The sequence below is a fragment of the Delftia sp. DLF01 genome, assembly GCF_014852125.1.
GTDB classification, from domain to species: domain Bacteria; phylum Pseudomonadota; class Gammaproteobacteria; order Burkholderiales; family Burkholderiaceae_C; genus Comamonas; species Comamonas acidovorans.
Window position 1 is genome coordinate 590,667 of record NZ_JACVAZ010000002.1, and the last position, 12,819, is coordinate 603,485.

Here is a 12,819-nt window from a genome sequence, read left to right on the forward strand (position 1 = left end):
TCAATCGGCCCTCAATCGGCCTTCAGGCCCAGCGCACGCGTCACGGCGGCATAGCGGTCGATGTCGGCCGCGATCAGCGCCTGGAATTGGCCCGGTGTCTGCCGCGCCAGGGTGTAGCCCTGGTCGCGCAAGCCAGCGCTGACGGCGGGATCGGCCAGCGCCTGCTCCAGCGTGTCATGCAATGCCTGCACCGTGGCCCGGGGCGTGGCGGCAGGTGCCAGAAGGCCATGCCACTGCTCCACCGCAAAGCCCGGCAGGCCGCGCTCGGCCACCGTGGGAACGCCAGCCAGCTGCGGCAGTCGCTGCGGCGCCGTGACGGCCAGGGCGCGCACGCGGCCTGCAGCGATCATGGCCGCAGCACTGCTGGCCGTGACCATGCCCGCCGCCACCTGGCCTGCCGCCACGGCCGTGATGGCCGGGCCGCAGCCCTTGTAGGGCACATGCTGCACAAAGCGCTTCGCCTCCCGGGCCAGCATCTCGCCGGCCAGGTGCTGGGGCGTGCCATTGCCGCAGGAGGCGAACAGCAGCGGCCGTTCCTGGCGCGCCTGGGCCAGCGCATCCTCCAGCGTCTGCAGCGCGCTGTCCGCAGGCACGACCAGCACCGAGGCGATGGAGCCCGCGTTGAATACCGCCGTGAAGTCCTTGCGCGGGTCGAAATCCAGGCGTTCGTAGACACCGGGGTTGATGGCGAACGAGCTGTTGACCATCAGCAAGGTGCTGCCGTCCGCTGCGGCCTGGGCCACGGCATGGGCGCCGATGTTGCCGCTGGCGCCGGGCCGGTTCTCCACCACCACGGGCTGGCCCAGGCGCTGCTGCAGCTGCTCGCCCAGGCGCCGCGCCAGCAGGTCCGTGCCGCCGCCCGGCGGAAAGGTCACGACGATGGTGATGGGCCGCTCCAGGCGCGTGCCGGCCTTGCCGGGCGCCGCCAGCCACAGCCCCGATGCGCCGGCCAGCAGCGCGCAGGCCGCCAGCGTCCAGAGTCTCCGTCGCTTCAAGGTACGCCCTTCAAAAAACATGGCAACTGCTCCACTGGGCTAGGTGCAAAAAACCGGCGCAGCCCAACTCAGGGACACCGAGCAAGGGCCTAAGCCGGCCGCGCCGCCCCGCAGCCAGGGTGTCGCCGGTTGCCCGGACGCCCCCCTCCCGCGCAGCGAGAGAGGGCGCCGTGCACACGGGGGAAGCCGCGCAGCGGCTCAGGGGGTGCCTCATTTCAGGTGTCAAGGCCGATGTCGAGAACCCGGGCGCTGTGCGTGATCCAGCCCACGGCGATCTGGTCCACGCCGGTCTCGGCCACGGCGCGCGCCGTCTCGGGCGTGATGCGGCCCGAGGCCTCGGTCACCGCGCGCCCGCGCGCCATGGAGACGGCCGTGCGCAGCGTGTCCAGGTCCATGTTGTCCAGCAGCACCACTTCCACGCCCAGGGACAGCGCCACCTCCAACTGCTCCAGCGTGTCCACCTCCAGCTGGATCTGCACCATGTGGCCTACGCCTGCGCGCGCCCGGGCCAGGGCCTCGGCCACGCCGCCGGCCAGCGCGATGTGGTTGTCCTTGATCAGCACGGCATCGTCCAGGCCGAAGCGGTGGTTGCTTCCGCCGCCCACGCGCACCGCGTACTTCTGCAGCGCGCGCAAGCCTGGCATGGTCTTGCGCGTGCAGGTCACGCGTGCGCCCGTGTCGGCGATGGCCCGCGCGATCGATGCCGTGGCCGTGGCCACGCCGCTCAGGTGGCACAGGTAGTTGAGCGCCACGCGCTCGGCGGTGAGGATGGCGCGCGCGCTGCCGTGGATGCGCGCGATCTCCTGGCCGGGCGCCAGTTCGCTGCCATCGCGCAGCACCGGCTCGAAACGCGACTGCGCATCCAGCGCACGGAACGCCAGCCGCGCCATGTCCAGCCCGGCCAGCACGCCCTCCTGGCGCGCCACCAGGCGCAGTTCGGCCTGTGCGTTGGCAGGAACAATGGCATCCGTGGTCAGGTCGCCCGCGCGGCCCAGGTCTTCCAGCAGGGCCGAGCGCACCAGCGGCTCCAGCATCAGGTCGGGCAGCGGCGGTACCGGCAGGCGGGCACTGAGGGCATTGGCAGTATTAATGCTCATTTTGAGTATATTTAGGTCAAAAAAATGTGGCGCGCGGCCTTGCGGGCTTGAGCGAGGAACTTATGCTAGATACGAGCATAAGTGCTGTCAAGCCATTGTCACAATCGGGCAAGTGCCGTGCGGCTCAGGGAGAACCGTCGATACCCTTGGCCAGGGGCAGCTTGCTGCCGGAGATGGCGCGCTCCAGCAGCACATCGCTGCGAAAGCGGAACAGCTTGGCCGGCCGGCCGGCCGAGCCCACCGTGAGCTGGCCGGTTTCCTCAACCAGATCCTGCTGCTCGATCAGGCGGCGGAAGTTCTGCTTGTGCAGCCCGCGCCCGGCCAGGGCCTCCACCGTCTGCTGCAGCTGCAGCAGCGTGAACTCGGGCGGCATCAGCTCGAACACCACGGGCCGGTACTTGATCTTGGCGCGCAGCCGCGCCATGCCCGTGGCCAGGATGCGGCGGTGGTCGTGGTGCATGGCCTCGCCAGGCAGCATGGCGGCCGCGCCATGGACGCGGTGGGCCGCCTCCTGCACCAGCCCGGCCTCATACAGCAGCTCGTAGCGCTGCAGCACCATGTCCTCGTTCCAGGGCCCGCCGTCCAGGCCGAAGGCGATGTCCGCGCGCTGGCGCCGCAGCGCACGCTGGGCGCCGCGCGCCTCGGCCATCCAGGCATGCAGGCGCGGAGCGATGTGGGAGCGCAGCAGGGCCGGCTCGCCGCTGCGCCAGTCTTCCCAGGGAAAGTAGCGGTACCAGTCCTGCCAGACGGCCTGCCCCGCGCTGCGGTCCGCGGATTCGCGCGTCAGCCCCAGGTAGCTGACCGAGATCACACGCGCCCCGCTGGCATCGGTGCGATCGCCATCGGCAAAGGTGTAGAGCTGCTCCATGTAGCCCAGCGGGTGATGGGTCTGCTCCTCCACCCAGGCGCGCAGGCCGGCCTGCAGCGAACGGTGCCCCACCTCGAACGGCCCCGCCGGCAGCAACTGCCCGTCCGCCGTGGTCAGCACGCGCGGTGTGCCCTGGGTCACGGCCGCCAGCACGGCAACGAGTTCGGCATGGATGGGAGAGGCTGCGGGACTGGTGGGGTGCGGCACGAAGGTGAGGGAGGTCGGTTGGCGGGATGGGTGATTATGGTGGGTTGCAGGGGCAGCTTCGAGCCCGGCACAGCAGACCGCCACAGGCCATCAGACGGTCAAATTCAACCTGTTGAGCGCTGGCGTGTTTTTCTATCGCATGGCCACCCGCGGCGTTCGAGCTGTCGCAGGTACTTTTCCAGCAGCCCGGCGGTGTGCTCATTCATGCCCGCCTCCCAGCTCGCGCTCGATCTGTTCGATGCTGGGCAGGCTGCTTTGCAGGGTTTCCGGCAAGGCACGGGTGAGCTCGAAACCGGAAACGCCGATGGGCTTGTCCACGCCGCGCAGCGCATACTCGGCCAGCACGTGATTGGGTTTCTGGCACAGGATCAAACCGATGGTGGGTTGGTCGGTTGCGTGTCGCAACCTGTCGTCCACAACGTTGCAGTAGAAGTTCATCTTGCCCGCGTATTCAGGCTTGAAATCGCCCCGCTTGAGGTCGATGACCACGTAGCAACGCAGCTTGAGATGGTAGAACAGCAGGTCTATGTAGAAATCGTCTCCGGCAAGGTCCAGGTGATATTGGCGCCCCACAAAGGCGAAGCCCTGGCCCAGCTCCAGGAGAAATTTTTCCAGATGGGTGATCAGACCGGTTTCCAACTCACGCTCATGAAAACCTGATTCCAGCGTCAGGAAGTCGAACAGGTAAGGGTCCTTGAGCGTTTGCTGTACCAGGTCGGAATCCGGCGGAGGCAGGCGCAAGGCGAAGTTGCTGGCAGCTCTGCCTTGTCGCAGGTGCGCGGCTGTTTCGATCTGCATCAGCAGGACACTTCGGCTCCATCCGTTTTCGATGGCTGCGCACATGTACCAATGGCGTGCGCCCGGCTCCTTGACCTTGGCGATCAGCTCGGCATGGTGGCCCCACGGCAGGGACAGCAGAACATCAGCAGCAAACACCTGTGCGCCATCTGCCGCCACCCCCGGTGTCTGGCGGCTTTGTGCCACAGCCTGTGGCACTTTTTCGCTGGGGGCAAGTTGTGCCACGGCCTGTGGCACTTTCTCTGTGCTCCCGGCTGTGGCAGCCAGAGAGGGATACTCGCGATAAAAAGCCAACATGCGCTTGATGTTGCGCTCGGAAAAACCTTTTTCCTCCGGCAGTTCGTTGTGCAGATCCTTGGCCAGCCGAGGGATGACTGCGGCACCCCAGCCTTCCCGTTTCTGGCGCTGGTCGATCAGTGCCCCGATATCCCAATACAGGCGGATCAATTCGGCATTGACCGCCAGCATGGCCCGCGTCTGGGCATGGCGGACACGCTGCTTGATATCGGCCAGCAGTGCCGGATAGTCGGCGGGCAGGTGGGTGCTCATACTGCGCCCCCGCTGGTGGCCCTGAGTGGGTCCGGAGGGAATTCTTCGCGCACCTCGGTCCGGGCGTCACATCCAGCCTTTTCCATAGCCTGCGTGATGAACTTGGTACAGATATCGCGTTCGCCAAGCGCCTGCTTATCCATAGGACGTGATTCCTTTCTTGCTGGCGTTACCTTGCTCGGGCCTGTCTTTTCACCCTGTCGGGTGACGACGGGTCATCTTACGGCGCTCGCTCCGAAACAGCCTGGGCCTCTGCCAAGCAATCCAACACGATCGGAAGCTCAATGTCCAGGCACCCCGCGGGACATCTGCATTGCATTCCCGCAGAAGAGTTCGGCACGGATGGGAGGGGCTGCGGAACTGGAGGGGGGAGGCGGTCGGTTGGCGGGATGGATGACTATGGTGGGTTGAAGGCGCCAGTCTGCCCACGGTCAGGCGTGCGCGTTCACACTGCCGCCGATGTACTGGTCCACCATAGCCTTGGCCTGTCCCAGGCTGCAGCCATGCTCGCTCTGACAGGCCCTGATGGCCGCCATCTTCTGCAGGGGGTCGGCGGCAAGGGTGCGCCAGTCGATCTTTGCGGGCTCTGGCGCAGGGCCGGGCCGCGTGCCGCCCTCCTCCACCGAACGCACCTCCCAGCGCGCCACGACGGGAAAGGAAAGGTCCACGGCGGGCAGCCGGTCCAGTTCGGCCGCCAGTTCATCTTGTGAAATCAATGAAGCCACCTGGCGAACACGCGCCCGGGGCCCATCGCGCCAAGGCCTGATCCCCAAGGGGCGCCGGCAGAAATCCTGCAGATAGTCACCCAACTCCTGCGTCATGAAGCGCGCGGCCTGCGCGACATCGGCCCGCAACAGCTGCAAAGCCTCCGGCTGCGAGAAGTCATCCAGCTGATCGCTCAGGTCCGCAAAGGCCTGCAGAAATCCCGCACAGACAAAGTCATCGAAGCAGGCGTGCGAAACACTGCTGGCCTCGTCATCGTGCAACACCAGCGCCACGCCCACGCCATGCGTGTCCAGCGGCGTCAGGCACCAGGCATCGCCGGCGCCCGACTGGGCGAATGGCAGAAAGCTCCGGCCGTTCTGTGCGCCAGGATGAAGCCAGCCCTCGATGATTTCACGGCTGGCTTCGGCGTCTATCCATTCGAAGTCCTGCCAACTCATGAACAAGGGCGGGTCCTGCAGGCAGCGCTGGCGCCAGGTATCCGCCCAATCCGGACCGTAGACGGTCTTTCCCGATGCCAGGAGGTCGCTCAACAGCGGCGGCAGCGCAATGCCGGTTTGGGTGGAGAGGTCGGCGTAGGTGGTCATTGGATTCATCCCACGTCCATATGCAGCCGATGCCGGCCGCAATGCACGCACTGGAAAAGGCAACCGGAAATCATGCCGTCCGTGGACATGCGCTCCAGCATCCACTGCGCATCGTTCCTGTAGCTGCCTTCGATGTCGGGCAGGACTTCAGCAAGGAAAGGCTCGACGGCCTGCCTGTCGGCGTGACCCAGGAAGACACAGGGCGTGTTGCAGTGCGTGAGCCACACAGGCTGCTGCCAGGCCCTGTAGCCGGGCGTGCGCTGCGCGATCTCCAGCAGCAGTTCCCTGGCGATGGTGGGCTCGGGGTCTGACGGATCAGGCGACACGCCTTCGATATCGGTGTATCCCACAAGTTCGCCGTCGTATGTCTCGCAAGCCTGCCCGCTGGCAATGCACCAGGGACACAGGTAGTCGGGGCTTTGCTGGCTGTAGAACGGGCCTTCGTATTTGAGGCTGCGCCTCTTTCCGCAGCATGAGCACACACCGTCCTCTTGCTCGAAGACAGTTTCATAGGCGCCGGGGTGGAATCTGAAATGCGGGCGTTCCATTGCACGGACTCTCTTTCCCGATTGATTGGAAAGGCGCCATTGTCCATGGCGGCTCAGCGCGTGGGAATGAACGTTTCTGGCAAGAAAAAACCGCGCAAAGCGCGGTTTTTCCGAGAAGCGCGGGAGCTGCTTTAGCAGCCCCGCTGCAGCATGTGCCGCCTCAGACGTTGAACAGGAAGTTCATCACGTCGCCATCCTTGACGACATATTCCTTGCCTTCGGCGCGCATCTTGCCCGCGTCCTTGGCGCCTTGCTCGCCCTTGAAGGCGATGAAGTCGTCAAAGGCGATGGTCTGGGCACGGATGAAGCCGCGCTCGAAGTCGCCGTGGATGACGCCTGCGGCCTGGGGGGCGGTGTCGCCGACCTTGATGGTCCAGGCGCGCACTTCCTTGACGCCGGCCGTGAAGTAGGTCTGCAGGCCCAGCAGGCCGAAGCCGGCGCGGATCAGGCGGTTCAGGCCCGGTTCTTCCAGGCCCAGTTCCTGCAGGAACATGTCGCGGTCCTCGTCGCTCATCTCGGCCATTTCAGCCTCGATCTTGGCGCAGATGGCCACGACGGGAGCGCCTTGTGCCTCGGCATAGGCCTTGAGGCTGTCGAGCAGCGGGTTGTTCTCGAAGCCGTCTTCGCTGACGTTGCCCACGAACATGGCGGGCTTGGCGGTGATCAGGCAGAACTGCTTGAGCAGGGGCGCGTCTTCCTTGGAGACGGGCACCGTGCGTGCGGGCTTGCCCTGGTCCAGGGCAGCCTGGATGGGGGTCAGCAACGCCACCACCTTGGCGGCTTCCTTGTCGTTGCCCGACTTGGCGGCCTTGCTGTAGCGGTTCAGCGCCTTCTCGACGGTGGCCAGGTCGGCCAGGCACAGCTCGGTCTGGATGACCTCGATGTCGGCGATGGGGTCCACCTTGTTGGCCACGTGGATGACGTTCGGGTCTTCGAAGCAGCGCACCACGTTGACGATGGCATCGGTTTCGCGGATGTGGGCCAGGAACTGGTTGCCCAGGCCTTCACCCTTGGAGGCGCCGGCCACCAGGCCGGCGATGTCCACGAATTCGACGATGGCCGGGACGATGCGCTCGGGCGTGATGATGTCGGCCAGCTTCTGCAGGCGCGGATCGGGCACTTCCACCACGCCGGTGTTCGGCTCGATGGTGCAGAAGGGATAGTTCTCGGCGGCGATGCCGGCCTTCGTCAGCGCGTTGAAGAGAGTGGACTTGCCCACATTGGGCAGGCCCACGATGCCGCATTTGAGGCTCATGGCAGGGCTTTCTACAGGGATTCTGGGGACAAACCCCGTATTTTAGTCAACCGGGCATTTCCTGTCGTTTCAGGCGAACTGCCAGTCGCCGGCCACGGACTGGCCAACGACCAGTTCGGCCCCGTCGTGCAGGCCTTCCAGCACGGCATTCATGCCGAAGGTGATGGCGCCATCGACACGGTCGTCCTGGCGGTAGGTACGGATGGCGTCACCCACGGCGGTGCCCTGCACGGCCGTGACGGGGTCGATGTCGGGAATGGGGCAGCGTGTGCAGGGCTTGGCCATGCGCAGCCGCAGGCCCTGGGCATCGAGCACGTCGAGCCCGTCGACCCGGTCCTCGTCATGGGCCTCCAGCCCTTCGATCACGATGTTGGGGCGAAAGCGCCGTGCGTCCACCGCGGCGTGGCCGGCCGCCTGCAGGCGCTGGTTGAGTTCATCCACGGCCGCCTGGCTCAGTACCAGCAGCGGATAGCCGTCCGCGAAGTGCACCGGTGCGGCCTCGCCCCCGGTCCAGCGCTCGCTGGTGCGGCGCGGCGCCGCCGGGTCGAAGCGCACCAGGGCGCAATCCGCGCCCAGGGCCTGCGTCAGCCAGTGGGCGGCCTCGGGGCCCATGTCCCAGGCCTGCACCCAGTCCGACCAGACGCGCGCCCGGCGCTCCGGCCCCGTGGCCTGCAGCGCGATGCGCAGCGGCGGCTGCTGGGGAAAGTGCAGCACCAGGTGCCCGGCCTCCAGCTCGGGGCGTATCCAGGCCATGCGCGGATGGTCGCGCTGGGTCAGGAATTCGCCCTGCGCATCGACCACCATCCAGTGGCGGTCCCAGGCCAGGCCGGTGGCGCCGACGCCGCTGCTTTGCAGCGCGATGCCCGCGCAGGATTTGACGGGATATACCCACAACTGGGCAATGCGGCCCTGCACGTCTCTTTCTTGGTCAAACATCGGATATCTCTTTTTGGGAAATCTGGAGTGTGTATGCCATCCATGGCGCGAATGGCGCCATGCGATGGGCGGCAATATGCCAGATGGCGACGCAGGCTGCGGCAGGTCATGCCAAAGCCGGAGTTTGCGCCAGTTGGAATCCCCGGCATGGCCCGGACTCCTACAATGCCGGCCATGGCGCAAACCTTTGATGTATGTATACGCGGGGCCGGCATTGCAGGCCGGACCCTGGCTCTCCTGCTGGCCCGGGAACGGCTGCGCGTGGCCCTGGTGGTGGCCGCGCCGACCGGCAACGCGCCCGATGTGCGCGCCTACGCGCTCAATGCCAGCGCACGCGGTCTGCTGGACAGCCTGCGTTGCTGGCCCGATGACCAGCACGCCACGCCCGTGACGCAAATGGAAGTCTTTGGCGACCTGGACGGCCATGTGCTGTTCGACGCCGCCAGCCAGGATGTCGAGGCCCTGACCTGGATTGTCGATGTGCCCGCGCTGGAGCAGCGCCTGGCCGAGGCCGTGCGCTACCAGCCCATGGTCGAGGTGGTGGACCAGCCCGTGGCGGCGCCGCTGACGGCCATCTGCGAGGGCCGCGCCAGCCGCACGCGCAGCGAGTTCGGCGTGGACTTCGCCGTCACGCCCTATGCACAGCACGCCATCGCCACCCGGCTGCACTGCGAGCTGCCGCACGGACAGGTGGCGCGACAGTGGTTCACGCCCGAAGGCATCCTGGCCCTGCTGCCGCTGGACGGCCCGCAAGGCCACAGCGTGGCCGTGGTCTGGTCCATCGCCCGCGAGCTGGCCGACGGCTGGCTGGCCGCCGACACACAGGATTTCACCGCGCGGCTGGAAGCCATCAGCCAGGGCGCGCTGGGGCGGCTGGAGCTGAGCGCACCGCGCATGGCCTGGCCGCTGCAGCAGGCCGTGGCCGACCACTGGTGCGGCTCCATGCCCGACGGCGATGCACGCTCGGCCCGCAGCTGGGTGCTGGTGGGCGATGCCGCCCACAACGTGCATCCGCTGGCAGGCCAGGGCCTGAACCTGGGCCTGGGCGATGTGCAGGCGCTGGCACGCGTGCTGCAGGAGCGCGGCTACTGGCGCAGCACCGGCGATCTGCGCCTGCTGCGCCGCTATGAACGCGAGCGCAAGGCCGCGCTGGCGCCCATGGGCCTGGCCATGGACGGGCTGCAGCAGCTGTTCAGCCGCTCCGAGGTTCCGGTGCAGATGCTGCGCAACTGGGGCATGAAGGGCTTCGAGCGCTTCGGCCCGCTCAAGGACTGGATGGCGCGCCAGGCCATGGGCCTGGACCCGCGCAGCGGCGCCTGAGCCTGGAGCCAAGCCGATCCCGTGCCGTTGAACCCTTTGCCGTTTTGCGACTCGTACCCCTGCTCCGTGGCGCCCCGCGCCGCGCAATCCCCCTCAACCACGGCGCGGCCGGCCTGAACGCGGCCCCGCCCACCCACCGCATTGCCATGAAACTCTTCGCCTGCCTGCTGACGGCCGCCAGCCTGACCTGGAGCCTCGGTGTCCATGCCCAGGACGCCAACCTGCGCAAGACGCTGACCGAGCGCATTCCCCAGCTGGAAAAGATCGACGAAATCCGCCCCACGCCCATGTCCGGCCTGTTCGAAGTGCGCATCGGCACGGACCTGTTCTATACGGACGCCAAGGGCAACTACCTGATCCAGGGCGAGCTGATCGACACCAAGGCGCGCCGCAACCTCACCGAAGACCGCATGAACCAGCTGACGGCGGTGGACTTCAAGCAGCTGCCGCTCAAGGACGCCGTGACCATCGTCCACGGCAAGGGCGAGCGCAAGATGGCCGTGTTCGAAGATCCCAACTGCGGCTACTGCAAGCGTTTCGAGCGCGACCTGCAGACCGTGGACAACGTCACCATCTACCTGTTCCTGTACCCCATCCTGAGCCCCGACTCGGCCGAGAAGTCGCGCAACATCTGGTGCGCCAAGGACCAGGCCGGTGCATGGGCCGACCACATGCTGCGCGACAAGGTACCGGCCGCCGCCCAGTGCGACACCTCGGCCGTGCAGCGCAACCTGGCCTTTGGCCGCAAGTACAAGATCACGGGAACGCCCACCGTCATCTTCACCAACAACACCCGCGTGCCTGGCGCCATCAGCGCCCAGGAAGTCGAGAAGAACCTGGCCGCAGCCGCAGCCGCGCGCTGACCGCCACCGGGCGGGCCCGGCGCCATGGACGCCGGGCCCGCCCATCTGATCCCCCTTAGCCGGAGCTTCCCGGCTCCAGCCCGCCGCAGCGGGCCCGGGCAGCCTCCAGGCCACACCTGCAGGAGCCCGAATGACCTCTCCCCTCGCCGCCACCGCCACTGCCACTGCCGCAGCGGACATCCACTACCGCGTGCAGGCCCTTGATGTGGATGCGCACCTGTTCAGCGTGCAGCTGCACATCGCCCGCCCGGCCGCTGGCCAGACCCTGTCGCTGCCGGTCTGGATTCCCGGCAGCTATCTGGTGCGGGAATTCTCCAAGAACCTCCAGGGCCTGTCTGCCGAGCAGGACGGCCGCCCCGTCGCGCTGGCCCAGCAGGGCAAGAACCTCTGGCAGGCCGATTGCGCAGCCGGCGCGCCGCTGGTGCTCCACTACCAGTTCTGCGCCTATGACAGCTCCGTGCGCACGGCCTGGCTGGACCGCCGCCGCGGCTTTTTCAACGGCACCAGTCTGTGCCTGCGCGTGCACGGCCAGGAAGACACGCCGCACACGCTGCAGCTGCTTGCGTCGGGCGCCACGGCATCGTGGCAGGTGGCGACCGGCCTGGACGCCGTGGACACCGATGCGCGCGGCTGGGGCCTGTACCGCGCCGCCCACTACGACGAATTGGTGGACTGCCCCGTGGAGATGGGCAGCTTCTGGCGTGGCGACTTCGTGGCCGCGGGCGTGCCGCACAGCTTCATCGTCGCGGGCGCCGCGCCCAGCTTCGACGGCGCGCGCCTGATTGCCGATGCACGCAGGATCTGCGAGACCGTGCTGGCCTTCTGGCACGGCACGGGCGAGCAGGCCACGCCCGCGCCCATGCAGCGCTACGTGTTCATGCTCAACGTGGTCGATGACGGCTATGGGGGCCTGGAACACCGCAACTCCACGGCCCTGATCTGCGGCCGGCGCGACCTGCCGCGCGTGGGCGAGCGCAAGGCCGCCGAGGGCTACACCACCTTGCTGGGCCTGATCAGCCACGAGTACTTCCACACCTGGAACGTCAAGCGCCTGCGCCCGGCCGAATTCGCGCGCTACGACTACGGGCAGGAGAACTACACCGAGCTGCTGTGGTTCTTCGAAGGCTTCACCAGCTACTACGACGACCTGCTGCTGCGCCGCGCCGGCCTGATCGACAACGCCCAGTACCTCAAGCTCATCACGCGCACCATCAACCAGGTGCTGCAGACGCCGGGCCGACACCTGCAGTCCGTGGCCCAGGCCAGCTATGACGCCTGGGTCAAGTACTACCGCCAGGACGAGAACACGCCCAACCAGACCGTCAGCTACTACACCAAGGGCTGCCTGGTCGCACTGGCCCTGGACCTGCAACTGCGCCGCGAAGGCCGCAGCACGCTGGACGACGTGATGCGCGCGCTGTGGCAGCGCTGCCAGGGCGGCCCCATGCGCGAGGCCGACGTGCTGGCCGTGCTGCAGGACCTGGGCGGGCGCAGCTTCGCGCCCGAGATCACGCAATGGGTGCACGGCACGGACGACCTGCCGCTGGCCGAGCTGCTGGCCGCGCACGGCGTGCAGGCCAAGGCCGAACCGGCGCAGACTGCCCAGCGCCTGGGCCTGCGCGTGCAGGAAAGCCAGGGCATCACCATCAAGACCGTGCTGCGCGGCAGCCTGGCCGAGCGCGCAGGCTTCATGGCGGGCGACGAATGGCTGGCCATCGAGCTGCCCACCGGCGCCGAGGATTCACAGCCCGCGCGCTGGCGCATCACCCGGCTGGACGACGTGGCGCTGTACGCAGGCACGGCCCTGGACATCGTCGCCTGGGTGGCCCGCGACCGGCAGATCCTGACCTTGACCCTGCCCTGGGGCTCGGGCCTGCTGTCCGAGGCCGCCGCCATGGTGGAGAAAACGGACAACGGCGATGCAAAAGCTGCCACATCCGGCACCCTGGCGGCGCCCGCCCCCAGCAATCTCGGACTGGAAATCACGGACGAGGAGACCGCTGGACGCTGGCTGGCCGGGCACACGGGCAGCGCGCAGGCGCCCGCCATGCCCTGAACGGCGCAGGCCGTCCC

Annotated in this window: 11 protein-coding genes; 3 read left to right on the forward strand and 8 right to left on the reverse strand. The window is 67.3% G+C overall.

Annotated elements, in window-relative coordinates; genetic code table 11:
• Window positions 1–11: 11 nt before the first annotated feature.
• From IB269_RS11145 to IB269_RS11180, 8 genes are all read right to left on the reverse strand, one after another.
• The gene (locus IB269_RS11145) at window positions 12–1,016 is read right to left on the reverse strand and encodes a tripartite tricarboxylate transporter substrate-binding protein (protein ID WP_097203512.1); all 1,005 of its coding nucleotides are present in this window, start codon (window positions 1,014–1,016) and stop codon (window positions 12–14) included.
• A gap of 194 nt (window positions 1,017–1,210) precedes the next feature.
• Complete coding sequence (nadC, locus tag IB269_RS11150; protein ID WP_192367178.1) at window positions 1,211–2,092, reverse strand: carboxylating nicotinate-nucleotide diphosphorylase; 882 nt, start codon at window positions 2,090–2,092, stop codon at window positions 1,211–1,213.
• 124 nt (window positions 2,093–2,216) lie between these two features.
• Entirely contained in the window at window positions 2,217–3,167 is a 951-nt protein-coding gene (locus tag IB269_RS11155; protein WP_034390572.1) for an NUDIX hydrolase, read from the reverse strand.
• A 198-nt stretch (window positions 3,168–3,365) separates the two neighbouring features.
• Window positions 3,366–4,514 carry a PDDEXK nuclease domain-containing protein gene (locus IB269_RS11160; RefSeq protein WP_096915243.1) on the reverse strand — a complete coding sequence of 383 codons (1,149 nt, stop codon included), beginning with the start codon at window positions 4,512–4,514 and terminating at the stop codon, window positions 3,366–3,368.
• A 431-nt stretch (window positions 4,515–4,945) separates the two neighbouring features.
• Complete coding sequence (locus IB269_RS11165) at window positions 4,946–5,824, reverse strand: SMI1/KNR4 family protein (RefSeq protein ID WP_412523746.1); 879 nt, start codon at window positions 5,822–5,824, stop codon at window positions 4,946–4,948.
• Window positions 5,825–5,829: 5 nt separating this feature from the next.
• Window positions 5,830–6,372 carry a CbrC family protein gene (locus tag IB269_RS11170; RefSeq protein WP_192367179.1) on the reverse strand — a complete coding sequence of 181 codons (543 nt, stop codon included), beginning with the start codon at window positions 6,370–6,372 and terminating at the stop codon, window positions 5,830–5,832.
• A gap of 160 nt (window positions 6,373–6,532) precedes the next feature.
• Window positions 6,533–7,627: a redox-regulated ATPase YchF gene (gene ychF / locus IB269_RS11175; protein WP_012203464.1), complete on the reverse strand. Its 1,095-nt coding sequence runs from the start codon at window positions 7,625–7,627 to the stop codon at window positions 6,533–6,535.
• 69 nt (window positions 7,628–7,696) lie between these two features.
• Complete coding sequence (locus IB269_RS11180) at window positions 7,697–8,563, reverse strand: MOSC domain-containing protein (protein ID WP_180318044.1); 867 nt, start codon at window positions 8,561–8,563, stop codon at window positions 7,697–7,699.
• 174 nt (window positions 8,564–8,737) lie between these two features.
• Here IB269_RS11180 and IB269_RS11185 point away from each other — a divergent pair, with 174 nt between their 5' ends.
• From IB269_RS11185 to IB269_RS11195, 3 genes are all read left to right on the forward strand, one after another.
• Window positions 8,738–9,883 carry an FAD-dependent monooxygenase gene (locus IB269_RS11185; protein ID WP_172642969.1) on the forward strand — a complete coding sequence of 382 codons (1,146 nt, stop codon included), beginning with the start codon at window positions 8,738–8,740 and terminating at the stop codon, window positions 9,881–9,883.
• 146 nt (window positions 9,884–10,029) lie between these two features.
• The gene (locus IB269_RS11190; RefSeq protein ID WP_034390564.1) at window positions 10,030–10,746 is read left to right on the forward strand and encodes a DsbC family protein; all 717 of its coding nucleotides are present in this window, start codon (window positions 10,030–10,032) and stop codon (window positions 10,744–10,746) included.
• 130 nt (window positions 10,747–10,876) lie between these two features.
• Window positions 10,877–12,802 (forward strand): M61 family metallopeptidase, encoded by a 1,926-nt coding sequence (locus IB269_RS11195; RefSeq protein WP_192367180.1) that lies wholly within the window; start codon window positions 10,877–10,879, stop codon window positions 12,800–12,802.
• Window positions 12,803–12,819 lie beyond the last annotated feature (17 nt).

Bases quoted from the DNA above. Each gene is read 5' to 3' on its own strand.
- IB269_RS11145 (WP_097203512.1), bottom strand. From the start codon at position 1,016: ATGTTTTTTGAAGGGCGTACCTTGAAGCGACGGAGACTCTGGACGCTG.
- nadC (WP_192367178.1), bottom strand. From the start codon at position 2,092: ATGAGCATTAATACTGCCAATGCCCTCAGTGCCCGCCTGCCGGTACCG.
- IB269_RS11160 (WP_096915243.1), bottom strand. From the start codon at position 4,514: ATGAGCACCCACCTGCCCGCCGACTATCCGGCACTGCTGGCCGATATC.
- IB269_RS11165 (WP_412523746.1), bottom strand. From the start codon at position 5,824: ATGACCACCTACGCCGACCTCTCCACCCAAACCGGCATTGCGCTGCCG.
- IB269_RS11170 (WP_192367179.1), bottom strand. From the start codon at position 6,372: ATGGAACGCCCGCATTTCAGATTCCACCCCGGCGCCTATGAAACTGTC.
- ychF (WP_012203464.1), bottom strand. From the start codon at position 7,627: ATGAGCCTCAAATGCGGCATCGTGGGCCTGCCCAATGTGGGCAAGTCC.
- IB269_RS11180 (WP_180318044.1), bottom strand. From the start codon at position 8,563: ATGTTTGACCAAGAAAGAGACGTGCAGGGCCGCATTGCCCAGTTGTGG.
- IB269_RS11185 (WP_172642969.1), top strand. From the start codon at position 8,738: ATGGCGCAAACCTTTGATGTATGTATACGCGGGGCCGGCATTGCAGGC.
- IB269_RS11190 (WP_034390564.1), top strand. From the start codon at position 10,030: ATGAAACTCTTCGCCTGCCTGCTGACGGCCGCCAGCCTGACCTGGAGC.
- IB269_RS11195 (WP_192367180.1), top strand. From the start codon at position 10,877: ATGACCTCTCCCCTCGCCGCCACCGCCACTGCCACTGCCGCAGCGGAC.